Origin of the sequence: Dokdonella koreensis DS-123 (assembly GCF_001632775.1) — a bacterium.
GTDB classification, from domain to species: domain Bacteria; phylum Pseudomonadota; class Gammaproteobacteria; order Xanthomonadales; family Rhodanobacteraceae; genus Dokdonella; species Dokdonella koreensis.
In genome coordinates this window covers 1,795,552-1,819,787 of the sequence record NZ_CP015249.1, presented here as the reverse complement: position 1 = coordinate 1,819,787, position 24,236 = coordinate 1,795,552, and the positions used below count along the sequence as shown (strand labels likewise).

The window sequence follows — 24,236 nt, the reverse complement described above, 5'->3', positions numbered from 1 at the left end:
CCTCCCCCGGCGCCTCAGGCGTCCGGGCCGTAGCCGTTGCGCACGCCCTTGGTCGCCACGGCGACGGCATCGTGCGGATGCAGGCTCTCGAAGTGGCTGGCGCGGACCCAGAAGTCGCTGATCCGCTCGTCGCCGTCCAGCGCGTGCCGGATGCGGCGCGCCGCATCCTCGCAGAACATCAGGTTCTGGCCGTTGAGCAGGGCGAAGGCCTGCTCGTCCTCGCGCTTGACGGCGGTCTGCACCGGCGTCTGCAGCGCGTCCTCGACGCGGTCGATGATGTCGAGGATCGGGAAATCGAAGCCCGGCGCCAACCGCACGCGCACCTGCGCGCTGCTGCGCTGGCTGTGCGGCGTGGCCACGATGCCCTGCTCGCGCCCCAGCCAGGCCAGCACCGCCTCGCGGGCCAGCGGCTGGTCCGCGGCGAAATCGGCGGCGAACTGCTGCTGGATCAGCTGGCGCGCCAGCGCCGCCGAGCACGGACAGGTGCTCGAGTAGGCGATGTCGCAGCCCAGCTCCAGCGCGAACTGGCCCTCGTCCATCGTCGCCGTCACGGTGATCGGGTAGGACTTCCAGCCGCTGTTGTCGCTGCGCAGCGCCGGGCGGCGGACCATGTGGTCGAAGCGGATGCGGACCTGGGCACGGTCGGACAGGTCCGCGTGCGAGTCGAGGAAGTCGCGCAGCAGCCGGCGCAGCGAGCACGGCGTCAGCGGCTCGGAGGACAGGTGGCGGTCCACGTGCAGGTACAGGCGCGACATGTGGATGCCGCGCGCGTCCTGGCGCTTGAGGTTGACGAACGCCGCCACCCGCGCCGGTGACTGCACGATGCCGCCATCGGCGGTCGCCAGGCGCACCGGCGCCGCGATGTCGTCCATGCCCACCCAGTCCAGCACGCCGGCGGTGGCCGCCTGGGGTTCGGTGGCGATATCGGGCATCGCGCGCAGGGCGCTGCTTTCGTTGACGGTCATCGGACGCGCTCGTTCAGGATTCGGACGGCGGGCCGGCCCGCCGAAGGGCCTATGTTGGGCGCGAATCGGCGCAGGTCAAGTGACCGGCCGGAAACCGGCCGTCACCGCATCAGAAATAGATCTGCGCACGCAGCTGGAACACCTCCGGGTCCAGCCCCAGGCCCTGGCGCCGGCTGGATGCCTTGACGACGTTGGCCTGCAGCTTGAAGTGCGTCGTCAGGAACCAGTTGGCACCGAGCGTCCAGTCGTCCTGGCGGCCGCCACGGATCGCGCCGTCGTTGAGGTCGACGGCGCTGTAGCGCAACAGCAGCTCCAGCGCGCCCCAGCGGCCCTTGGGCTTGATGTTGCCGCTGTTGCCGCCGCTGTAGGGGCGCGATTCGCCGGTGGCCACCCAGCTGCCGAACACGTAGTAGCCCTCGCCGCTGAAGCCCGGCAGGGCCCCGTTGCGCTCGACATCCACCGTCAGGTACTCGCCTTGCAGCGACCACGGCCCCTCGATCCACAGTCCCTCCAGCCCGGCCCGGTCGATCGTGTCGACGTCGGCCAGGTTGCCGGCGTCGACCAGCCGGATCGGCGTCAGGCCGGCCTCCGGGCGGGCGCGCGGCCGGAAACCGGGCAGGTTGCGCCGGCCGAGGCCGTCGGTGGTCGCGTCGGGCGACTCGCGCGAGGCGGACAGGCCGAGGTGCAGCACGTGGCCGGCGTCCTTGAACGGCGTCAGCGCGACACGACCGCCCAGCGTGGTGCCGTCGTTGTCGCCCTGGATGTCCTGGCCGAAGTAGTAGCCGAGGTTGACCAGGTAGCGCGGGCGCTCGAAGGCCCAGTCGATGCCGGTGCGGCGATTCTCGTAGAACGCCTGGATCGGCAGCGCCGTCTCCAGGAAGCTGGTCGCGCGCGAGCTGGTGACGCCCTCGAAGCCGACCGGCGTCTTGGTGTAGCCGATGCGGAACGCGCCGTAGTCGGCGCCGAACAGGGCCTTGGACTGGACGCGGACGTAGGTGTCCAGCCACTGCTTGTTCCAGAAGTCGTAGATCGCCCCGGCGTCGTAGACGCCCTTCTTGCGCACGAAGAAACCGAGCTCCTTGCGGCGGTTGGCGGTGTCGTCCTCGAACCGGCGGCTGCCGTCGGGCAGCACGTCGTTGGAGAAGCGGTTGGTGTCGTACTGGTACTGCCCGCTCAGGCCGAGGTCGGTGCCGTCCGCGAAGACCACGTGCGTGGGCCAGTCCTCGATGTCGTAGGCCAGCGCATTGCCGGCCAGCGCCGCGGCCAGCCCCAGAAGACCCGTTGAAAGCTTGAACATGCCGATCCCCGATGAATGTCGAGTCCACACTATCGCGAGCGCCCGGCGTCGCCCGGAAATGAACGCTGCGAATATCCCAATCACCGCGCGACGCACCGTGGGGCGGCATCCTGCCGCGCCCGGGCCGATATGGCGATCGGCAATGCACCCCCGGCATGTCCCCATAACCAGCCGTTCGTTCCGCACCCGCCCGCGAACCCCTAGCATCCTCGTCATTCGGACGTATGGACGTCCATTCGATGGAGCTACCGGTGTCCGCCCTTCCCGCCCGCCTGCCGCCCGCCCTGCCCCAGGAGAAGCTGGCGCTGCTGTCGCGGCTGACCGAGGGACTGGACCGCGACGCGCTGCACTGGACCGCCGGCTACTTCGCCGGCCTGGCCGCACAGACGATACGCGAACCCGGCAGCGGCCAGCCGGCCCCGGCCGAGGCGGCCGACGGCGCGCCGGCGACCATCGTGTTCGGCTCGCAGACCGGCAACGCCAAGCGCCAGGCCGAAGCGCTGGCTCGCCGGATCGAGGACGCCGGCCTGCCGGTGCGGCTGCTGCGCGCCGACGCCTATCCGCTGCGCGAACTGTCCGCCGAGCGCCTGCTCTACGTCGTGGTCAGCACCCAGGGCGACGGCGACCCGCCCGATGATGCGCGCGCGTTCATCGAGCACCTGAACGGCCGCCGCGCGCCGCGCCTGCCGCAGCTGCGCTACGCGGTCCTCGGCCTCGGCGACTCCAGCTATCCCCGGTTCTGCGCGATCGGAACCCTGATCGACGAGCGCCTCGCGGCGCTGGGCGCCGAGCGGCTGCTGGCGCGCGGCGAAGCCGACGTGGATGTCGAATCGGTCGCCGGGCCGTGGAACGAACAGGCGCTGGCGCGTGCACGCGAGGCCCTCAAGCCGGCACCGGCCTTGGCCACCGTGACGCCGCTGCGCGGCGGCGCGGCCTCGCCCGCGCCGTCGAGCGTGACGCGCGAGCGTCCGTTCGCGGCGCCGCTGCTCGCCAACCAGCGCATCGTCGGGCGCGACAGCGCCAAGGACATCCGCCACATCGAGCTCTCGCTCGAAGGGTCCGGGCTCGACTACCAGCCGGGCGATGCGCTCGGCGTCTGGCCGACCCAGCCGGCGGCGCTGGTGGACGCGGTGATCGACGCCCTCGGCGCGGATCGCGAGCAGCCGGTGACGCTGGCCGGCGAGACGCTGCCGCTCGCCGGCTGGCTGTCCGGACGGCGCGAGCTGACCCGGCTCACGCGACCGTTCGTGACCGCGCATGCCGGGCGGGCCGGCCATGCCGCCCTCGATGCGGCGCTCGCGCCCGACGGTGCCGACCGGCTGCGCGCCCTGCTCGAAAGTCACCAGGTGGTGGACCTGCTGCGCGCATTCCCCGCGCGCTGGGATGCGGGCGATCTCGTCGCCGCGCTGCGGCCCCTGGCGCCGCGCCTGTACTCGATCGCCTCCAGCCGCGCCGCCGTCGGCGAGGAAGTGCACCTGACCGTCGCGGTAGTCGGCTACGAGGCCTTCGGTACGCCGCACGTCGGCAGCGCGTCGCGCTTCCTGGCCGATCGCGGTGAAGCCGGCACGGTGCCGGTCTTCGTCGAGGCCAACGACCGCTTCCGCCTGCCGGCCGACCCGGCCCGCGACATCGTGATGATCGGTCCGGGTACCGGCGTCGCGCCGTTCCGCGCCTTCCTGCAGGAACGCATCGAGACCGGCGCCACCGGCCGCAACTGGCTGTTCTTCGGCAATCCGCACTTCCGTTCGGAGTTCCTCTACCAGGCCGAGTGGCAGCAGGCGCACCGCGACGGCCGCCTGCACCGGATCGACCTGGCGTTCTCGCGCGACCAGCCGGAGAAGGTCTACGTGCAGCACGCCCTGCGGCGGCGCGGCCGCGACCTGTACGACTGGATCGAGAACGGCGGGCACCTGTACGTCTGCGGCGATGCCGCGCGGATGGCGCGTGACGTCGAGGCGGCGCTCGTCGAGATCGCGATCACGCACGGCGGGCACGGGCGCGAATCGGCCGCCGAATGGCTCCACACCCTCGCCGCCCAGCGCCGCTACAGCCGGGACGTCTACTGATGGCCACCCTCACCGATCCGCCGTCCCCGGTCGAGACCATCAAGGCCGCCAGCCGGCGCCTGCGCGGCTCGCTGGCCGAAAGCCTGGACGACGCGCTGACCGGCGCGATCCGCGCCGACGATACCCAGCTGATCAAGTTCCACGGCAGCTACCAGCAGGACGACCGCGACCTGCGCGAGGAGCGCCGCGCGCAGAAGCTGGAGCCGGCCTACAGCTTCATGATCCGCACGCGCACGCCCGGCGGCGTGGTCACGCCGCAGCAATGGCTGGCGCTGGACGCGATCGCGACCACCTACGCCAACGGCACGCTGCGCCTCACCACGCGTCAGGCGTTCCAGTTCCACGGCGTCATCAAGCGCGACCTCAAGGCGACGATCCAGGCGATCAACCGCAGCCTGGTCGACTCGATCGCCGCCTGCGGCGACGTCAACCGCAACGTGATGGTCTCGGCCAATCCGGTCCAGTCGCAGGCGCACGCCGCGGTCTACGACTGGGCGCGCCGGCTGTCCGAGCACCTCAAGCCGCAGACCCGCGCCTACTACGAGATCTGGCTCGACGAGCAGAAGGTCGCCGGCAGCGGCGAGGAGGACGAGCCGATCTACGGGCCGGTCTACCTGCCGCGCAAGTTCAAGACCGCGCTGGCGATCCCGCCGTTCAACGACGTGGACCTGTTCGCCAACGACCTCGGCTTCATCGCGATCATCGACGCGGGCGTGCTGCAGGGCTTCAATGTCGCGGTCGGTGGCGGCCTTGGCGCGGCCCACGGCGATGCACGCACCTACCCGCGGCTGGCCGAGGTCATCGGCTTCGTGCCGCCCGAGCGGCTGCTGGCCGTCGCCGAGGCGGTCGTGACCGCGCAGCGCGACCTCGGCAACCGCAGCGACCGCAAGCTCTCGCGGCTCAAGTACACGATCGACCGGCTCGGGCTGCCCGCGTTCAAGGCCGAGGTCGAGCGCCGCCTGGGCGAGCCGCTGCCGGCGGCGCGGCCCTATGCGTTCGAGCACAGCGGCGATCGCTACGGCTGGGTCGAGGGCCACGACGGCGCCTGGCACCTGGGCCTTCGCATCGAATCGGGCCGTGTCGCCGACCGCGGCGAGCGCCGCCACCTCGCCGGCCTGCGCGCGATCGCCCGCATCCACACCGGCGACTTCCGCCTGACCGGCAACCAGAACCTGGTCATTGCCGGCGTCGCGCCGGCGGCGCGTGCCGCGATCGACCGGCTCGTGGCCGAGCACGGGCTCGACGACCATCGCCGTGCCACGCCGGTGCGCCGCAACGCGCTCGCCTGCGTCGCCCTGCCGACCTGCGCGCTGGCGATGGCCGAGGCGGAACGCTACCTGTCGCCGCTGCTGGCGCGGATCGAAGAACGGCTGGCCGCCCATGCGTTGGCCGATGCGCCGATCGGACTGCGCATTTCCGGCTGCCCGAACGGCTGCTCGCGCCCCTACCTCGGCGAGATCGGCCTGGTCGGCAAGGCGCCCGGCCGCTACAACCTGATGCTCGGCGCCGACGCCCGCGGCCAACGCCTGAACCGGCTGCATCGCGAGAACATCGACGAGCCGCAGATCCTGGCCGAACTGGACGGGCTGTTCGCCCGCTACGCCGACCAGCGCCATCCCGGCGAGGGTTTCGGCGACTTCCTGGTCCGCAGCGGCATCGTCGCCGTGCCCGCCCCGCCTTCCCTGCCCCTGGAGCCCCCGCAGTGAGCCTGCCCGACCTGGTCAGCGTCGCCGAGGACGATCGCGCACGCGCGCGGATGAACGCCTGGCTCGAACGCCTCGACGCCAAGGCGCGCCTCGCCTGGGCGTTGTCCACCCTGCCGGGCGAGCACGTGATGTCGTCGAGCTTCGGTGCGCAATCGGCCGTCCTGCTGCACCTGGTCACGCAGCAGCGTCCGGACGTGCCGGTGATCCTGGTCGATACCGGCTACCTGTTCCCGGAGACCTATCGCTTCGCCGACGCGCTGACCGAGCGCCTGGGCCTCAACCTGCGCGTCTATCGCCCGCAGATCGGCATCGCCTGGATGGAGGCCCGCCATGGCCGCCTCTGGGAAGACGGCGTCGACGGGCTGCGCCGCTACAACCGCATGCGCAAGGTCGAGCCGATGCGGCGGGCGCTGGACGAACTCGGCGCCCGCAGCTGGATCGCCGGCCTCCGGCGCAGCCAGGCCCGTACCCGCGCCGAGGCGCAGGTGCTCGAGCTGCGCGAGGGCCGCTGGAAGGTACATCCGCTGGTCGACTGGAGCGACCGCGACGTCTGGACCTACCTGCGCCAGCACGACCTGCCGTACCACCCGCTGTGGGAGCGCGGCTACGTCTCGATCGGCGACATCCACACCACGCACGCGCTGGCCGACGGCATGGCGCCCGAGGACACGCGCTTCTTCGGCCTCGGCCGCGAGTGCGGGCTGCACTACGACACCTGACCGCAGGGCGCCCGGCGCCGCGGTGCCGTTGCTTCCACCACCACCCGCTGGCTGCAGCCGGTGGTGCCCATCCCAAGAAAAAAGACCCCGAGAGCACCTGCCATGTCCCGTCCTGCCGAAGCGATCGACTTCATCGACGACCCCACGCCGCTGCCGCACGGCGGCGAACTGAAAGACCTCTACTTGGCCGGCGACGCGGCCGCGGCGCTACGCAAGCGCAGCGCCGCGCTGCCGGGCTGGGACCTCGACGCGCGCCAGCTCTGCGACCTGGAGCTGCTGCTCAACGGCGCGTTCTCGCCGCTGGAAGGCTTTCTCGGCCGCGAGGACTACGAGCACGTGCTGAGCGACCTGCGCCTCGCCGACGGCACGCTGTGGCCGATCCCGATCACGCTCGGCGTCACCGAGGCCTTCGCCGCGACGCTCGGCCTCGGCGACGAGATCGCGCTGCGCGACAACCAGGGCGTGCCGCTGGCCGTGCTCACGCTCCAGAGCCTGTACCGGCCCGACCGCGAAACCGAGGCGCGTGCGGTCTTCGGCACGCTCGACCGCAGCCACCCGGGCGTCGCCGACCTGCTCGACCGCACGCACCCGGTCTACCTCGGCGGGCGTTTGCAGGGTATCCAGCCACCGGCCCACTTCGACTTCCGCGCCTTGCGCGAATCGCCGCGCGAGCTGCGCGAGTGGCTGGCCCGGCAGGGCTGGCGCGAGACCGTGGCCTTCCAGACACGCAACCCGATGCACCGTGCGCATCGCGAACTGACCCTGCGCGCCGCCGAGCAGACCGGCGCGCGGCTGCTGATCCAGCCGGTCGTCGGCCGCACCAAGCCCGGCGACGTCGACCACTTCACACGCGTGCGCTGCTACCAGGCGCTGCTGGCGCACTACCCGAAGAACCACGCCAAGCTGTCCCTGCTGCCGCTGGCGATGCGGATGGCCGGCCCGCGCGAGGCGTTGTGGCACGCGATCATCCGCAAGAACTACGGCGCCACGCACTTCATCGTCGGCCGCGACCATGCCGGCCCGGGCCGGGACGCCGCCGGCGTGCCGTTCTACGAGCCGTTCGCCGCGCAGGAGCTGCTGGCACGCCACCAGGACGAGCTCGGCATCCGCATCGTGCCGTTCCCGGCGATGGTCTACGCCGCCAATCGCGACAGCTACCTGCCGGCCACCGACGTCGGCAGCGACGACCGGGTCGAGGATCTCTCCGGCACCGAGCTGCGGCGCCGCCTGCAGACTGGCGAGGAGATCCCGGCCTGGTTCACCTATCCGGAGATCGCGACGATCCTGCGCGAGCGGCACCCGGCCGGTGCCCGGCGCGGCTTCACGCTGTTCTTCACCGGCCTTTCCGGCGCCGGCAAGTCCACCCTCGCCGAGGCCGTGATCGCGCGACTGCTGGAAAGCTCGGCACGCCAGATCACGCTGCTGGACGGTGACGACGTGCGCAAGCACCTCTCGCGCGGCCTCGGCTTCAGCCGCGAGGACCGTTCCGCCAACGTGCGCCGGATCGGCTGGGTGGCGGCCGAGGTGACGCGCCATGGCGGCATCGCCATCTGCGCACCGATCGCACCCTATGCCGACGACCGCGGCGAGGTACGCCGGCTGGTGGAACAGCACGGCAGTTTCGTCGAGGTCCACGTCGCCACGCCGATCGAGGTGTGCGAGGCGCGCGATCGCAAGGGCCTGTATGCGCAGGCGCGCGCCGGCCGTATACCGCAGTTCACCGGCGTCAGCGATCCGTACGAGGCACCCGCCGCACCGGAGCTGCGCCTGGACACCGCCGGCACCACGCCCCATGCGCTGGCCGATGCGGTACTGGCCTTCCTCGCCGAACGCGGCCTGGCCGGCTGAGCGGCTCGCGCACCGGCCTGGCGAGGCGTCCGGGCAGACGGGTGCCTCGCGCTGCCGCTCGCCCGGCGCCGGGCGAGCGCGCTAGGCCCTCGACTGCGCCAGCACCCGCTCGACCGCCGGGTCGGCCTGCATCGCCGTCATGAAGCGAGCCACGTTGGCGTAGTCGCGCCAGGTCTTGGGCAGCCGTTCGGACCAGCGCACCATGACGAAGGCATAGGGATCGGCCACGGTGCGCCGGTCCTGGTAGACGTGTTCGGCGCCGCCGATCAGGCCGTCCAGGTGCGTCAGGACGCGATCGATGCGCGCGTGGGAGGCCTCGCGCACCTCCTTCAGCGCCGCCTCGTCTTCGCGGGTGGTGTAGCGCTGCGGCGAAAAGAACGGCCAGAACGCCGGGTGGAAGTCGCCGGTCAGGAACGCCATCGTCTCGACGAAGGCGAAGCGCTGTTCCGGATCGCCGTCGACACCGAGGTGCCGGTGCGGGTACTTCTCGGCGACGTACTGCAGGATCGCGTCGGCCTGCGTCATCGCACGCGGCCCGCCGATGTCGAGCGCGGGCACCATGCCGAGCGGATTGATGCGCCGGTAGGCCTCCGATTTCGGATCGACCTTCTCGACCGTGTAATCCGCACCGGCCCATTCCAGCGCGATCCAGCAAGCCAGGGCGCAGGTGCCCGGGGCGTAGTAGAGCTTCATGTCGGTCTCCTTCGATGTCGTCGTGACGCGTGGTGATCAGCCGCGCGCAAGCACCTCGCCGAACGCCGCGACCACGCGGTCGACGTTCTCCGGCGTGCTGCCGTGCCCCATCAGGCCGATGCGCCAGATCTTGCCGGCCAGCTCGCCGAGGCCTGCGCCGATCTCGATGCCGTGCCGGTCGAGCAGCGTGCGGCGCACTGCCGCCTCGTCGACACCGGCCGGCACGGCGACCGCATTGAGCTGCGGCAATCGCACCGCGGGAGCCACCGGCAACGACAGGCCGAGCGCCTCCAGGCCATCGCGCAGGCGCAGATGATGGGCGCGGTGGCGCGCCCAGGCCGCTTCCAGGCCTTCCTCGCGCAGTGCCAGCAGCGCCTCGTGCAGCGCGTAGAGCATGTTGATCGGCGCGGTGTGGTGGTAGGCGCGCGCGCCTTCGCCCTGCCAGTAGCCCATCACCAGGGTGAGATCGAGGAACCAGCTCTGCACCGGCGTGCGGCGCGCCTTGATCGCCGCCACCGCCGCCTCGCTGAAGCTGACCGGCGACAGGCCCGGCGGCGCGGACAGGCATTTCTGCGAACCCGAGTAGACCGCGTCGATGCCCCAGCCATCCACCTCCAGCGGACTGCCGCCGAGGCTGGTCACCGCATCGACGATGCTGAGCGCGCCGTGCTCGCGTGCCAGCCGGCACAACGTGGCCGCGTCCGATGCGACGCCGGTCGAGGTCTCCGCATGGACGAACGCCAGCGCCTTGGCGCCGGGATTGGCGCGCAGCGCCGCCTGCACCTTGTCCGGATCGACCGGCTGGCCGAACGGATCGTCCACCATCACCGCATTCGCGCCGATCCGCACGACGTTCTCGCGCATGCGCCCGCCGAACACGCCGTTGCGGCAGACGATCACCGTGTCGCCCGGCTCGACCAGGTTGACGAAGGCCGTCTCCATGCCGGCCGAGCCGGGCGCCGAGACCGGCAGCGTCAGCGCGTGGCCGGTGCGGAACGCCAGCCGCAGCAGTTCCTTGACCTCGTCCATCATCGCAATGAAGCGCGGGTCGAGATGGCCGATCGTCGGCCGCGCCAGTGCGGCCAGCACGCGTGCCGGAACCGGGGACGGCCCCGGCCCCAGCAGCAGGCGATCGGGAGGCAGGAAGCTTTGCATCGGCGGCAGCCTTCGGAAGCAGCGGAACCGTGATTGTATCGTCGCCGCGTCCGGTGTCCGCACGACGGTCCGTGGGCGCGATCGCGGCAAGCCTTCTCCGCGTCCGGCCTGCGCGCGCGCCGCCCGGTGGATCCCGCAGCCGCGGCGCGGTGAGCCGCGCTCGCCGCTGAAACGGAGGACGCCCGCTACGGCGTCAACGGCGCCTCATAGCTGACCTCGCAGCGGGGACAGGCGTGGCCCGGCCCCGTCTTCCACAGAGGCGCCATCCGCATGCCGGCCATCCATGCACTGCCGCCGCAGCGAGGACAGCGGATCGATCGATAGGCCGCCAGCAGGGTAACCGCCACTCCGGCGATTCCGAGGCCCCAGCCGTAGCTGTACGGCGGACCGAGCCTGAAGAACCCGGGGACCGCCGCCATCGCCCAGAACACGAAGAACGCGAGGCGATACCGGCGGCCGCTCCTCAGCAGGTACGCGCGAATCGTCATCGCGGCGGCACCGGCCGATCCGGCTCGCCAGCGGTGCGGGAGCCCGGCGGAACGGCGATCGTCCCGGACGCGCGGCCGGTCGTTTCCATCATTGCCGTTGCGTTCGATGCGGGGCTGCAGGCGATACCGGGCACGGAATCTCCCGTCGCGCCGCGTGTCAGCGATAGTCCTGGTAGGACTTTTCCTCGATCAGCGTCGAGCCGAGCCGAAGGTTGATCTCGCGCTTGAGCGCGGCGCGCTCGTCGTTGCGGATGTAGACCGAACGCGCCAGCTCGATGAACTCGGCGTCGAAGGCCTTGGCCTTTTCCTTCAGGCGGATGCGGTCCTCGATGTCCCAGAGCGCCTCGTTGACCGCCTTGAGGCCGGTCCGCAGGTCCGCGATGTCGACCGTCGAGACCGGGTCGGCCGCCCAGGTGCGGGTCAAGGCACCGAGCTCGTTGCCGACGTTGGCCAGCTTGGCCGGGTCGGTCATGCGCTCGGACTTGATCTCGAGGATGGTGATCTTGTCGATCAGTTCGCCATAGGAAACGGGGGTGGCAATCTGGCTCATCGGAAGGCGCCGAAAACGGAGAGCGGCCAGTTTACCGGACCGGGTTGTCACCGGAGGCCCCGACCCGTATCATCCGCGCCCTTCCCGTGACCATCCGGGCACCGCTTCTGGAGAGGTGGCAGAGTGGTCGAATGTACCTGACTCGAAATCAGGCGTACGTGCAAGCGTACCGTGGGTTCGAATCCCACCCTCTCCGCCACACGAAAAAAAGGCCCTGCTTCGTCAGGGCCTTTTTCGTTGCCGGGACCGCCTCCCGGGCCGGCCGGCGCGGAACCGGCGCGCGATCGCGTCAGTTGACGACGGCGAACCGGTCCAGCGCCTTCTCCGCCTGGCCACGCTCGAAGTCACCGAGACCGCGCGCCACGCCGCGGTAGCGCTCGATCAACCCGGCGTCCTCCGGCATCACGCGGGCGAGCCTGACCAGCACTTCGCGGGCTTCGAAATCCGAGCCCATCGTCGCCACCGCGGCGAGCACGTTCTGTGCCGTGGCGGCATCGACCGCCGGGCCGTCGAGCAGCGCGACCAGGGCCTGGCGGCGCTCGAAGTCCGAGCCGATACCGGCCGCCAGGCGCAGGTAGGCAGCGCGCACCTCCGGCGAATCGCCGCGGCGGGCGGCCACCGCTTCGAGCACCGAGCGCTTCTCGAAATCGCTGCCGATGCTGTCGGCGCCGTCGAGCGCGCGGACCAGGACATCCGGCGTGACCGCAGCCTGCTTCAGCAGCGCCTCGATGACGCGGCGGCGCTCGAAATCCGAACCGATGCCGTTCAATGCCGTGCTCCACGCATCCAGCACCTCGCCCTGCACCGGCATGCGCCCAGCCACCGAGACCAGCAGTTCGGCACGCTCGAAGTCCGAATCGATACCGGCGGCCGCCTTCAACAGCAGCACCTGCAAGGCCGGCGACAGCGACGGCTGGCCGAGCGCGGCCTGCAGGACGTTGCGCTTCTCGAACGCCGAATCGATCGCCTCGACCAGGGCCAGCGCACGCGCCTGCTGCTCGGGCGACAACGGGGCATCGGCGAACAGCACGCGCAGGTAGCCGGCCCGCGCATGATCGGCCTGGATCAGGTCGATCTCGGCCAGCAGCGCAGCCGCACCACCACGCGCCAGCAGACGCCGGCTGCGCGCCTCGGCCTGGACGCCGGTCTCGCGCAACATGCGCGGCACCAAGGCGGCGATCCAGGCGCGGCCTTCGGCGTCGAGCGCACACTCGGTACCGTCGACGCGGTAGCGCCGGTCGACGCCGCTCGCAGTACCCTTGAAGCGGATCTCGCGCGTCACGCCGGACGTGGTCTCGCTGATGTCCAGGTAGGCGCCGTCTGCCAGCCCGGCGACATCGCTCTCGTCGGCGTTGAACTCGATCTTCCCCTTCTGATCGACGTCGAGCGCGTAGCCGCTGCGGCGATCGCTGAAGCGGACGGATTCCTTGCCGTTCGAGCTGCGTATCTCGACGCTCTGGCTGGTGCCGCCGACGGCAAGGGTGGTCACGGCGACGCCGGGCAGCGCGACCAGCACGAACAGGCCGCAGACGAACGCGCCACGACGCAGCAGCGCGGATGAAGGAGAGGTGGACATGGTGGATTCCTCGAGCAGGCGGTGGACGCGGCGCACGACCGGACTGGCATCGTGGGCCATCGCGGCGGCGAAGGCGGGGACCCGCGGGCCGCCGCGGGCATGGGACAGACAGGTGGCAAGGCATTCGGCCAATGGCCTGCCGCTGCCCAGCAGCGCGGCAGCGGTGGCATCGCAGGCATCCTCGGCCAGCGATTCCAGCCGCCGCCGCGCATGCCAGGCGAGCGGATGAAAGAACAGCGGCAGCAGCGCCGCATGCTGGGCGATACGCCAGTACGGATCGCAGCGCTGCTGGTGGGCCAGCTCGTGGGCCAGCAACGCGCGCTGCTGTCCGGCGGCCAGGTCGCCGCTCCAGCGCGGCAGCAGCAGCACCGCGCGCGGCAGCATCATCGGGCTGGCGATGTCGGCCAGCACGCGCACGGCCGGCGTGCGCAGGCGCATCTGCCCGGCCAGCCGGGCGGTCTGGTCATGCAGCGCTGCCGATGCGGACTCGCCCTGGCCCAGACCGCGCCGCCACAGGTACAGCAGGCTGCGGCTGCGACGCACGAACACCGCCATCGCGACCGCGAGCCCGGCCAGCCACAGCGCGACCGCGCCCTGGGCGACGGCCGGAGGAAGCACCAGCGCCGGCGGTGTCTTAGGCGCGGCCACCTCGGCGGACTGCGGCGCGACCGGCCGGGTCGCCGCGCCGGTGCCGGCGGGCCGCCGGGCATCCGCCGCCGGCGGTGGCGCTACGGTCGCGAGGCGCGGACGCGCGTCGGCCGACTCCGGTCGCTGCGGGCCGGTAACCGGCAGCGCGGACGGCAGCAGCGACACCGTGCTCGACAGCAGCGCGCCAAACAAGGCGAAGCGCCAGGCCAGCTCCAGCGCCTGCGTGCTGCGCAGCAGACGCAACCGCTCCGCCAGCCAGGCGATCGCGAGCAACACGGTCGCGTGGACGGCCAGCGTCGCCAGGGCGGACGCGGACCATTCGATGAGGGCGATCATGTCCGCCTCCTTCCCTTCGGTGCGCCGGCATCGGCTTCGAGCAGCGCGCGCACCCGCTCCAGGTCACCGGGGGCGACGTCGTTCTCGCTGACCAGATGCGCGAGCAGCGCCTGGGAGTCACCGCGGAACAGGCTCTGGATCAGGCCGCTGACCATCGAGCGGCGTACCTGCGATTCGCTGACACGGGCGTGGTAGAGCAACTGGCGGCCTTCGCGGCGGAACGCCACGGCGCCGCGCTTCTCGAGCCGCGTCAGCAAGGTGGCGACGGTGGTGTGCGCCAGGCCACGCGAGGCCGCCAGGGCTGCCACGACGTCGGCCACGGTCGCCTCGCCGCGCCAGAGTACGCGCATGACATCCAGCTGCAGCTCGCTCAGTGCGATGTCCTCGGACATGCGGTTCATGACTCCGTTCTACGCCTGTAGTACTACATTTGTAGAACAAGCCCCTGCCGGTGTAAACAGGCCGAAAGTCACGGGGGTCGCCGATCGCCACCCGGCGCGGGGCACCGCACCGCTGGTGCCCGCGGTGCCGCGGCGCCGGAAGCGTCGCGGAAGGCCGTCCACGGGTGTCGATCCGGCGTGGCCGCCGCTGGCGACGGCCGTCCACAGCGGCCGGATGTTGCCTGGACGCCGGCGCGGAGGTCCGGTCAGCGGCCCGGCCCGGCCGGGTTGCGAAGATCGCCGTTACGGGACTACGCGCATCGCCTCCGGTGACCGGCCGTCGTCCGGCGGCGAGACGGTGGTCTCCGGTGGATTCGGGCCGGCGTCTGCCACTCCGCTGCCGAACTACCGGGCGGCGTCCGTGCTGCGTGTGCGACGGCGCGGGAATCGCCAGCGCCGTCGCGCCATCGGGACTTCGACGCAACGGCCGGCGGCCGGCACGGCGCGCGGCCGGCCGGTCGATACGGCGTGAACGCGCTACGGCTGCTCGAAGCCGTCGGCGAAGATCGGGTCAGCGAAGACCGGCACGGCGACATAGCTCACCACGGTGAAGTCCGGGCCGCGGGCGGTGCCGGCCATCCGGCCGTTCTCGCTGACGGCCACGGCGTTGAGCAGGTACTCGTAGAGCGTGCCGTTGTCGGCCTGCGCGGCGATGTCGTAGGAAACACCGTCCACGTGGACGAAGGCCTTGAACTGGAGCGTGGCGAAGTCGTACGCGCGCCCGACGATGGTCCCGCGCGCGTTGACGTCGAAGGCGATGCCCTGCTCGAGCCCGAGCAAGGCGCCGGGCACCGCCGTGGCCACGCCGTCGACGAAGGTCACGGGCACCACCTTGCCGGTGGCGGCAAGGTCCATCTCGCCGACGGCGACACCTGCTTCGTTGATCGCGTGCGCCTTGCTGGCCACCTCGTCGACGCCGGTGGCGATCGGACCGATGCCGGCCACACCGACCTGGCCGACCGTCGCATGCGAAGGCGTGCCCGGGAAGTACCAGCCGCCGACCTTGACGCCGGCGGTGTTGATGCCGGCCCAGTAAGCCTGGGTGCCAGGCCCGTGCGGCGGCACGCCGTCGTCGACGAAACCGCCGGTGGCGGTCCACTCGAACGCATTGAACTGCCCGTCGGTCGCCGCCAGGCCGACGACGACACCGAGGTCGTTGATGTCGTCCGGATTGAGCTTGGTCCCCTCCGGCCCCGTCATCGTCTCGAAGCCGGTCAGGTCGGTCGCGTCCCAGAGCAGGCCGGTGGTGACCGCGCCGTCCTTGAGGATCGTCGTGGCGTAGCCGACGATCTGGCCGAGGTTGTTGATGCCGGTGGCGGTGCCCTCCTCCCGGTCGGCCGGAATCGGCAGCGTATGCGCCTGGCTGCCGTCCCAGAGGAAGGCCCGGTTGGCGAAGGTCTTCGCGTCGGTGTAGTAACCGACCGCCTGCCCGGCGTCGTTCATGTCCGCGACGTAGACGTTCTCGGCGCCGGCGATCTGGATCGGCACCAGGTGGTACTGCGGCGCTGCGGCGGCCGCCGGGCCGGACACGAGCGCCAGGCCGGCGAGCACGGCGGCGGACCGGGACGATTTCGCGATGTTCATGAACGGCATCTTCCTCATGCAGGGACGGGGACGGCAGGCGTCCGGGCTATCGTCCCGGATCGCCGCGCCGACCGCGATTCGAGGCCTGTTCGGATCGTGTTCGGATCGCGTTATTCCTTGCCGCGCAACGATCTAGGGCGTGTCATCAATCTCCCGGCAGGTCGCGTTGGCCCTGGAAAGTCGTCAGGGGGTGTTGTGTGGCGCCGCGCCTGACTGGCCGTCAGGTCAAGCCGCGCAACGCACGCTGGCGGCTTTCCAGGGCCAACCCGGAGGGCCGCTCTTGCGTGCGCCCGGGACTGCGTCATCGCTCGGGCGTGGACCGACGTCCACTTCCTCCCTCTTCCTTGGCCCGGACGCACGCAAGAACGGCGCGGCCTACCGAGGGATTGATGACACGCCCTAGCGCGCGGCCACCGGCGCGGTGACCAGCGCGGCAGGCAGCCTGCGCTCGCCGGCGAGCCGGCGGGCCTGGTCGAGCGCGGCCTGCCAGGCGTCGGTGCGGCCCTGCGCATGGGCCAGGCGCAGGCGCGTCAGCGCGCAGCCGTAGTCCTGCTCGGCCCAGAGCGCGACGCGGCCGGCGATCGCCGCCGCTTCGCGGACGCGGCCGGCGTCGAGCAGGAACCGCGTGTAGTCGGCGACGACGGCGGCGATGGTCTCGGCCACGCCCTGCGCGTCGGCCAGTGACAGCGCCGCCTGGAACCGCCGCTCGGCCTCGTCCGCGCGACCGGCGGTCCAGGCCCGGTTGGCGGCGGCCAGACCGCGCAGCGGCATCCGCGGATGCGTGCGGTCGCCCGCCGGAAGCACGTCCCCACCGGTGCCGGGACCGCCCGGCGGGCGACCCAGCGCCTGTTCCAGCCGCGAGCGCAGCACGGCGACGGCCACGCGGATGATGTCGCTGTCGGCGGAGGCCAGCTCGTCCTCGGGCACCGGCTCGAGCAGTGCCAGCGCCTCGGCCGGATGCCCGCGGTCCCAGGCCAGCTCGGCGCGCAGCAGACGCAGCCGCTCGTTCTCGAACGGATCGGCCGGGGTGCGGTCGTTGGCCGGATCGTCGAGCAGGGCGAAGGCCTCGCCGTGGCGGCCGGCGCGCAGCAGGCCCTGGATGCGATAGAGCCGCACCGACAGCAGCGAGTCCGGATTGACCATGCGCTCGCGCATCGCCCAGGCACGATCGATCGTCGCCATCGCCTGCGCGTTCTTGAGCTGCTGGCGGCGGGCGACGTACAGCGTCTGCAGGTTGCTGATCGGCTCCTGCACCACGCCGAGCGCCTGGAACTGCGCGATCGCCGCTTCCAGGTACGGCTCGGCCTGCGCCGGATGGCCGCGCAGCGTCTCCAGCGCACCGATGTTGCCGTCGACGCGGGCGACGCTGGCGATGTCGCCGGCGCGCAGGAATTCCTCGCGGGCGATGCCGTTGTCGATCAGCGCGCCCGAATGGTCCTGCAGCGAGATGCGGCTGACGCCGCGCGTCAGGTGCAGGCGCCCGACCAGGATCGCGTCACCGTCGTCGGCATGCAGGTCGATCCCCTCGGAGGCGTAGCGTCCGGCCTCGGCGAACGCGCCGGACCGGATCGCCACCGTCGCCCGCGCGGCCAGCAGCTCGGCACGGAACACCGAAACCTGGCCTTCGGTATCGGCCAGCAAGGCGTCGAGGGCGGCGCGCGCGTCGTCGACGCGACCGGTCCGGATGTCGACCTCGGCCAGGTGCTGGCGCAGCTTCGGCTCGTCGCGGACCAGGTCGGCATCGGCGCGCAGGATCGCGCGTGCGGCCTCGGGCTCGTTGGCCAGCATCGCGGCGCGCGCGCGCTGCAGGGTCTCGGAGACGCCGGCCGCCTCCGCCGACACGGCCGGTACGTGCCCGAGCACCGCGCTCAACCGATCCGCCGCGGCGTGCAGCGCGACCACCGGCGAGGCGTCCTCGAACTCGCTGCGCACGGTGGATGCGTCGGCTGCGGTCGCGGTCATGGCCACCCGCCAGCGGCCCGCCTCGCGCGTCACCACCGTCTGCACCAGGATCGCCGCACCGGACAGGCGCTGCAGCGCCGCCCGCACCGGCGGGGCCGCGGCGGCCGCGGTGTCGGCGCCGAGACTGCGCAGCAGGCTGACGGTGGCATCGCTGGACACGACGGCGATGCCGCTGCGCCGCAGCCGGTCGCCGACCAGGTCCATGCCGCCCAGCCGCAACCACGGCTCGTCGTCGGCGGCCGCGACGATCGGCAGCACCACGATGCGCTCGCCGGCTGCGGATGGCGGCGGTACCGGGCGTGGCGCGCGCTGCAGCCAGGCGATGCCTGCGGCCGCCGTCGCTGCCAGCAGCACGGCCAGCGCGATCAGCAGGCCGGTCCGCGGCCGCCGCGCCGGCGGGAGCGCGGCCGTCGCTGCGGGCACAGCGGCGGTGTCGCCATCCGCCGGTGCGGCCGCGGCGGCCGCCTCGATCACGGTCGGCGCCACCCAGCGGTAGCCGAAGCCGGCCACCGTGCGAATCGCGTGCTGGGTCTGCCCGTCGTCGTCGATCGCGCGGCGGCATTGCAGGATCAGCTGGCCGAGCTGGACGTCCGAAGCGACGCCGCGCGGCCACAGCGCCTCGATCAGCTCTTCGCGCCCGACGGCGCGCGCACGCTGCTCGACCAGCAGGACCAGGCAGGAGAATGCGCGCGGCGGCAGCGTGACGCGCCCGCCGTCCTTCCAGAGCTCGCGTGCTGCGGGAATCAGTCGATAGGCGCCGAAGCGGAACGCGGGTGGCTGCATTCGTATGCTGGGAAACGGTTCGGCCGCGCGATCGCGCGGCCGTTCGCCTCGGATTCTACCTGCTCCGGTCTAGCGGCTCCGGCCGGCTTCGGCCGTGCTGCCGCTCAGGGCGGGCCGCCGTCGCCGGTATGCGGCGTGCGCCACGCGGCCCAGGCCAGTCCGGCCCAGCCGCCGATCAGCGCGAGGCCGCCGATCGGCGTCAGCGGACCGAGGCCGCGCGGCGCGCCGAGCGCGAGCAGATAGAGGGAGCCGCAGAACAGCACGATGCCGGCGGCGAACGCCCAGGCGATCCCACGCACCGCGCGCGCCGGCAGCGCCGGCGCCAGGGCCGCCAGGCCGAGCAGCGCCAATGCGTGCCAGAGCTGGTACTGCACCGCGGTGCCCCAGACGGCCAGCGCATCGGCGCCGAGCAGGCCCTTCAGCGCATGCGCGCCGAACGCGCCGGCGACCACGCCGCTGCCGCCGAAACCGGCCGCCAGCAGGGTGGACATCCGGCGCGGATCGGCCACGCCGCTACTTCTTCTTGGCCGGCGCCGCCGGCTTGGCTTCGACCGGCTTGGACAGGTCGTCGATCGACTTGTCGAGGCTGGCGTACTTGTGCGCCGGCAGCTCGAACGTCCAGCCGGCGAAACGCCGGTCGAGATCGCCGACCTGCTTCTTCAGCTCGGCCAGACGGTCTTCGCGGTCCTTGCCCGGATCGGCGACCGCCGGCGGTGGCGCCGCGGCGGCATTGGCGTCGCCCGCCGCGGCCTTGGCGGCGGCGGCCTCGTGCTCGGCCTTCGCCGTGTCCTGGGCAGCCTGGATGTGCGCACCGGCGCGCGCCTCGTCCAGCGACGCGGTGAACTGGCCGTAGTGCTTGCCGCCCTGCTCCCAGGCCGTGACGTCCACCTGCCGTCCGTCGAACGCGACGAAACGCGCCTTGAGCGCCTGCTCCGGCGCCGCGCCGGCATCCGCCTTCTGCACGCCGTCGATGCGCAGGCCCGCCAGGCCCGAGGCCGGTGCATTCGCGACGGCGTCCGAGCTGGGCTCGCGTCCTTTCGGCAGGTCGGCGATGCGGAAGTTCGGATCGCTCGCGTTCTCCTTGTAGACCCGCAGCGTCTTGCCGCCCTTGTCGATCGTGACCTCGGCGATCTGTGCCGCCGGAATGTCGGCCAGGTCGCGGCTCAGCCAGTCGCCGGCGTTCTTGTCGGGGGTCAGCGTGCCGCTCGCCAGCCAGCTCTGCGCCTCGTCGGCGCCCCGCACGAACGTCCCGCCGCCGCCCTGCCCGTTGTAGTTGCCGACGATCAGGTGCACCGGCGTCTTCGGGCCTTCGATCTGCACCAGGATGCCCTTGGCGTCGGCGGCGGTCACGTCCTCGACACCGAGCGTCGCGTAACGGTCCTTGTTGGCGGTCTTGGGCTCGAGCACGGTGGCGTCGGCCAGCTTCAGCACGAATTCGCGCAGCTTGCCGCTGTCGGCCGGATAGCCGTCGCGGCTGGCGACGACCCAGCCGGCGTCCCGGCGCTCGAGCACGGCGATCGGCTGGTTGCCGGCGCCGGTCAGCGTCACCTTGCTGATCGCGTTGATCTCCTCCTTGAGGCCGGGCACGAGCTGGCTGGTGCGCAGCTCGGTGGCGGGCTTGCGCGAATGGTTCAGGCCCACCGCGGCCGCCAGTGCGGCCAGCGTCACCGCGGCGATGATGCCGAGCGTCTTTGCGTTCATCACAGGCCTCCCTGGACGGCGGCGCGCCGCCGGCTGCGGCGCCAGAACACGAAGCCGAGCGCGGCGAGCGTCACCAGCAACGGCATCAGGACGATGTTGATGAGCTTCAGGCGCGTGCCGAGGCCTTCGATGTCGGCGTCGAGCTCACGGCGCACGCTGCGCAGCTCCTTGCGGATCTCGAGCTTGCGCTCGGCGAAGTTCTTGAGCTCGGCCTGCTGCTCCGGCGACAGGATCATCGCCTGGTCGCCGCTCTTGGCGCGCTGCAGTTCGGCCAGCTTGCGCTCGGTGTCCTGCAGCTCGCGCTGGAGCTCCTGCTCCTTGGCACGGAAGCGCTCGTCGGCGTGGCGCTTGAGCGCCTCGACCGTCGTGAACGGGCGCAGCGAGGTCGCGCGGCTGCGGATCGAGATCAGGTCGCCCGAGCCGCTCAGGTTGTCGACCGTGTTGACGACGAAGTCACCGTTGTTGGCGAACGCGTTCATGATGCGCTGGCCGAAGAACTGCTGGACCTGCACCCACATGCGGTCGCCCAGCAGGTCGGTGTCGGCGACCAGCACGATCTGGGCGTCTTCCTTCGATTCGGCCAGGTGCCCCGCCTCGCTGCGCTCGGGGAACGCGGTCGCCAGCTTGCCGCCCAGGCGCGCCGCGATCACGAACGGCTGGCCGGCCGGCTGGTAGCCCTCGAACAGCACGCCGGGATCCTGCATGAAGCGGATCTTGTCGGTGTCCACCGAGGCCGCTTCGCTCGAACTCTGGATCAGCGGCGTCAGCGTGGTCTTGGCGCCTTCGGCCAGCGTGAAGAAGCCGGCCGTGGACACGTTGATCGCCTCCAGGCCCGAGGTCACGACGTCGTCACGGCTGAAGTCGCCGGCGGTGAGGCCGAGGATCGCCGGATGGCGCACCGCCTGCTGGCCGGGGCCGCGGCTGATCGCCAGCGCGCGCAGCCGGTCGATCACGACCTTGCCGGCGTCGTAGCCGACGCCCCAGGCCTTGAACAGCTTGCCCAGGTCCGAGGACTTGTCGGCGAACATCGCCGCCTGCGGGTTCTCCGGATCCTGGCCGGACTGGTCGGCTTCGGCGTTGGGATCGACGAAGACCAGCAGGTGGCCGCCGCGCAGCACGAACTGGTCCAGCGCGTACTGGGCGTCGTCCGACAGCTGCTTGGGATGGACCAGCACGACGGTGCCGATCTCGGCGTCGATCGCCTTGAGGCCTTCCGGATTGAGCGTGCGCAGCTCCGAGAGCTGCTCGAGCTGCTGGGCGACCGCCCAGGGCTCGCGCATCTGGCGCGTGGCGGGGTCGAAGCCGGCGCTGATCGGCAGGCTCGACAGCAGGCCCACCACCGGCTTCTTGGCGGCGCTCAGCTCGTGGATCAGCTTGGCGACGTCGTACTCGAGGAACGATTCCTTGTCCGGCTGGAAGAACGGGATCGTCGCGCGGCCGTTGGTCGAGTTGGTGCCGGCCAGGCCGAAGAAGATCGTTTCCCCGCCGGGGCCGGCCGGGATGCCCTGCAGCCCGAACGCCGAGGCGCGGTCCTCATCCTCCGAGAACGGCAGCGGGTCGACCACGTCGAGCGCGATCTTGCCGCCGGAACGCGCCGCCATCTCCTCGAGCATCTCGCGCACGCGCAGGTAGTAGGTGCGCAGCGGGGCGAGGTTCTGCGTGCCCTTGTCCGAATAGAACAGGTACAGGTGGATCGGCTCCTCGATCGTGCCGAGGATGTTGCGGGTGCCGTCCGACAAGGTGTAGAGCCGGCTTTCGGTCAGGTCCACGCGTGCGCCGCGGAACAGCGTGTTGACGATCAGCAGCACGGCGACGAGCAGGATGGCCAGCACCACCAGGGCGCCGCCGGAAAGGGTCTTGCGATGGAGCGTCATGTCGTCGGTCCCTCAATCGGCTTTCTTCATCTCGATGACCAGCGCGCTGGCATAGAGCCAGAAGCCGATCATGAGCAGGAAATACAGGAGGTCGCGCAGGTCGATCACGCCCTTGCTGACCGCCGCGAAATGGGTCAGGAAGCTCAGGCCCGCGATCGCGTCCACCACGCCCTGCGGCGCGAACGCGCGCACCGCGTCGAGCACCAGCGGGAAGCCGGCGAGCAGCAGCCCGAAGCACACGACCACGGTCAGGATGAAGGCCACGACCTGGTTGCGCGTGGAGGCCGACAGGCACGAACCGATCGCCAGGAACGCACCGGCCATCAGCAGCGAGCCCAGGTAGCTGGCGAAGATGACGCCGTTGTCGGGCGAGCCGAGGTAGTTGACGGTCAGCCAGATCGGGAACGTCAGCACCAGCGCGATGGCGATGAACGCCCAGGCCGCCAGGAACTTGCCGAGCACCGCCTGCCAGGTGGTGACCGGCAGCGTCAGCAGCAGCTCGATCGTGCCGCTCTTGCGTTCCTCGGCCCACATCCGCATCGACACCGCCGGCACCAGGAACAGGTACAGCCACGGGTGGAACGTGAAGAACGGCCGCAGGTCCGCCTGGCCGCTCTCGTAGAAGCCGCCGAGGTAGAACGTGAACGCGCCGGACAGCACCAGGAAGATCACGATGAACACGTACGCCACGGGCGTGGCGAAGTAGCTGCGCAGCTCGCGCTTGAACAGGGTCGTCACGCCGCTCATGCCTGCGTCCTCCGCTCGCCGGTGGCGACACCGCCGGTGATCGTGCGGAACACCTCGTCCAGCCGCCCGCCTTCCAGCGCCAGCTCGCGCACGACGATGTTCTGCGCCTTCAGCACGTCGCTGACCTCGGTGAAGATCGCGCGCCCCGGCTTCGGGAACGCCGTGACCCGGCCGTCCTGCGGGTCGACCTCGATCGCGGCCACGTCGGCGACCCGCGCCAGCGCCTCGCGCGCGGCGTTGACGTCCACCGCGGTCAGCGAGACCGCCTGGTGGTAGCGCGAACGCGCCTCCAGCTCGGCCGGCTTGGCGTCGGCCAGCACCTTGCCGGCGGCGATGATCACGGCCCGGTCGCAGACGGCGTGGACCTCTTCGAGGATGTGGGTCGAGACGATGATCGTCTTGTCGCGCGCCATGTCGTTGATCAGGCCGCGCACCTCGTGCTTCTGGTTGGGATCCAGGCCGTCGGTCGGCTCGTCGAGGATCAGCACCTTCGGATCGTGCAGGATCGCCTGGGCGATGCCGACGCGGCGCTTGAAGCCCTTGGACAGCGTCTCGATCGGCTGCTCGACGACCCGCTCCAGGTGCAGGCGCCCGATCACGTCGTCGAGCCGGCGGTGGCGCAGCTCGCCCTTGAGCGCGCGCACGTCGGCGATGAAGGCGAGGAACTCGCGTACCGTCATCTCGCCGTAGCTCGGTGCGCCTTCGGGCAGGTAGCCCAGCGCACGGCGCGCCTCGAGCGGCTGCTTCTCGACGTCGAATCCGCAGACACTGGCACTGCCGGAGGTGGGTGCGAGGAAGCCGGCGATCATCTTCATCGTGGTCGACTTGCCGGCGCCGTTGGGCCCCAGGAAGCCGAGCACCTGGCCGGGCTCGACGGTGAAACTGATGCCGTCCACGGCGACCAGGTCGCCGTAGCGCTTGGAGAGTTGTCGGGTTTCTATCATGGTCTGATCGCTCGCTCCGTTCGTAGGGCGTCCCGCCCGTCGCAGCGCTGCAGGGCGCAGCGGACGGCAGTGACCGGCATCCGGCACTGGCCGGAATGGACCGGCCGCCGACGAGCGGCGTGCTTCGGATGCGGACAGCAGAGCGGTGCCCCGC

At 71.4% G+C, this 24,236-nt stretch carries 19 protein-coding genes and 1 tRNA gene; 5 read left to right on the top strand and 15 right to left on the bottom strand.

Annotated elements, in window-relative coordinates:
• Positions 1–14: 14 nt before the first annotated feature.
• The gene (gene folE2 / locus I596_RS07255; protein ID WP_067645908.1) at positions 15–965 is read right to left on the bottom strand and encodes a GTP cyclohydrolase FolE2; all 951 of its coding nucleotides are present in this window, start codon (positions 963–965) and stop codon (positions 15–17) included.
• A 109-nt stretch (positions 966–1,074) separates the two neighbouring features.
• Entirely contained in the window at positions 1,075–2,262 is a 1,188-nt protein-coding gene (locus I596_RS07250; protein WP_067645906.1) for an OprO/OprP family phosphate-selective porin, read from the bottom strand.
• Between the two features lie 251 nt (positions 2,263–2,513).
• Between I596_RS07250 and I596_RS07245 the strand changes: the two genes are divergently transcribed.
• The 4 genes from I596_RS07245 to I596_RS07230 all read left to right on the top strand — a co-directional run bounded on the left by I596_RS07245 (position 2,514) and on the right by I596_RS07230 (position 8,601).
• The gene (locus tag I596_RS07245) at positions 2,514–4,328 is read left to right on the top strand and encodes an assimilatory sulfite reductase (NADPH) flavoprotein subunit (protein WP_223303931.1); all 1,815 of its coding nucleotides are present in this window, start codon (positions 2,514–2,516) and stop codon (positions 4,326–4,328) included.
• Positions 4,328–6,034, top strand: a complete 1,707-nt coding sequence (cysI, locus tag I596_RS07240; protein ID WP_067645905.1) for an assimilatory sulfite reductase (NADPH) hemoprotein subunit — start codon at positions 4,328–4,330, stop codon at positions 6,032–6,034. Before I596_RS07245 ends, cysI begins: the two co-directional genes overlap by 1 nt.
• Entirely contained in the window at positions 6,031–6,753 is a 723-nt protein-coding gene (locus tag I596_RS07235) for a phosphoadenylyl-sulfate reductase (protein ID WP_083965439.1), read from the top strand. The genes cysI and I596_RS07235 overlap by 4 nt, the downstream gene beginning before the upstream one ends.
• A gap of 102 nt (positions 6,754–6,855) precedes the next feature.
• A complete protein-coding gene (locus tag I596_RS07230) occupies positions 6,856–8,601 on the top strand; it encodes a bifunctional sulfate adenylyltransferase/adenylylsulfate kinase (protein ID WP_067645903.1) in 1,746 nt (581 codons plus the stop codon).
• A gap of 81 nt (positions 8,602–8,682) precedes the next feature.
• Here the strand turns inward: I596_RS07230 and I596_RS07225 are convergent, their stop codons facing one another.
• From I596_RS07225 to I596_RS07210, 4 genes are all read right to left on the bottom strand, one after another.
• Positions 8,683–9,294, bottom strand: coding sequence for a glutathione S-transferase family protein (locus I596_RS07225; RefSeq protein ID WP_067645900.1), 612 nt, complete (start codon positions 9,292–9,294; stop codon positions 8,683–8,685).
• 36 nt (positions 9,295–9,330) lie between these two features.
• A complete protein-coding gene (locus tag I596_RS07220; protein WP_067645898.1) occupies positions 9,331–10,449 on the bottom strand; it encodes a pyridoxal-phosphate-dependent aminotransferase family protein in 1,119 nt (372 codons plus the stop codon).
• Positions 10,450–10,634: 185 nt separating this feature from the next.
• The gene (locus I596_RS07215; RefSeq protein ID WP_067645896.1) at positions 10,635–10,937 is read right to left on the bottom strand and encodes a hypothetical protein; all 303 of its coding nucleotides are present in this window, start codon (positions 10,935–10,937) and stop codon (positions 10,635–10,637) included.
• Positions 10,938–11,094: 157 nt separating this feature from the next.
• Entirely contained in the window at positions 11,095–11,487 is a 393-nt protein-coding gene (locus tag I596_RS07210) for a DUF6165 family protein (RefSeq protein WP_067645894.1), read from the bottom strand.
• A 109-nt stretch (positions 11,488–11,596) separates the two neighbouring features.
• Here I596_RS07210 and I596_RS07205 point away from each other — a divergent pair.
• A tRNA-Ser gene (locus I596_RS07205) sits at positions 11,597–11,686 on the top strand.
• A gap of 90 nt (positions 11,687–11,776) precedes the next feature.
• On the opposite strand, the gene I596_RS07200 is transcribed toward I596_RS07205, so the two are convergent.
• The 9 genes from I596_RS07200 to I596_RS07160 form a co-directional block, all read right to left on the bottom strand.
• Positions 11,777–14,047, bottom strand: coding sequence for a M56 family metallopeptidase (locus I596_RS07200; protein WP_067645892.1), 2,271 nt, complete (start codon positions 14,045–14,047; stop codon positions 11,777–11,779).
• Positions 14,044–14,448, bottom strand: coding sequence for a BlaI/MecI/CopY family transcriptional regulator (locus tag I596_RS07195; RefSeq protein ID WP_223303930.1), 405 nt, complete (start codon positions 14,446–14,448; stop codon positions 14,044–14,046). The genes I596_RS07200 and I596_RS07195 overlap by 4 nt, the downstream gene beginning before the upstream one ends.
• Before the next feature lie 516 nt (positions 14,449–14,964).
• Positions 14,965–16,071 carry a hypothetical protein gene (locus I596_RS07190; RefSeq protein WP_150132063.1) on the bottom strand — a complete coding sequence of 369 codons (1,107 nt, stop codon included), beginning with the start codon at positions 16,069–16,071 and terminating at the stop codon, positions 14,965–14,967.
• 399 nt (positions 16,072–16,470) lie between these two features.
• Positions 16,471–18,816 carry a winged helix-turn-helix domain-containing protein gene (locus I596_RS07185; protein ID WP_067645889.1) on the bottom strand — a complete coding sequence of 782 codons (2,346 nt, stop codon included), beginning with the start codon at positions 18,814–18,816 and terminating at the stop codon, positions 16,471–16,473.
• Positions 18,817–18,920: 104 nt separating this feature from the next.
• The gene (locus tag I596_RS07180; protein WP_067645887.1) at positions 18,921–19,325 is read right to left on the bottom strand and encodes a DUF423 domain-containing protein; all 405 of its coding nucleotides are present in this window, start codon (positions 19,323–19,325) and stop codon (positions 18,921–18,923) included.
• 4 nt (positions 19,326–19,329) lie between these two features.
• Positions 19,330–20,517 carry a DUF4340 domain-containing protein gene (locus I596_RS07175; RefSeq protein WP_067645885.1) on the bottom strand — a complete coding sequence of 396 codons (1,188 nt, stop codon included), beginning with the start codon at positions 20,515–20,517 and terminating at the stop codon, positions 19,330–19,332.
• Positions 20,517–22,391, bottom strand: coding sequence for a GldG family protein (locus I596_RS07170; RefSeq protein WP_067645883.1), 1,875 nt, complete (start codon positions 22,389–22,391; stop codon positions 20,517–20,519). The genes I596_RS07175 and I596_RS07170 overlap by 1 nt, the downstream gene beginning before the upstream one ends.
• A 12-nt stretch (positions 22,392–22,403) precedes the next feature.
• Complete coding sequence (locus I596_RS07165; RefSeq protein WP_067645882.1) at positions 22,404–23,138, bottom strand: ABC transporter permease subunit; 735 nt, start codon at positions 23,136–23,138, stop codon at positions 22,404–22,406.
• Positions 23,135–24,082, bottom strand: coding sequence for an ABC transporter ATP-binding protein (locus tag I596_RS07160; RefSeq protein ID WP_067645880.1), 948 nt, complete (start codon positions 24,080–24,082; stop codon positions 23,135–23,137). The genes I596_RS07165 and I596_RS07160 overlap by 4 nt, the downstream gene beginning before the upstream one ends.
• Positions 24,083–24,236: the final 154 nt, after the last annotated feature.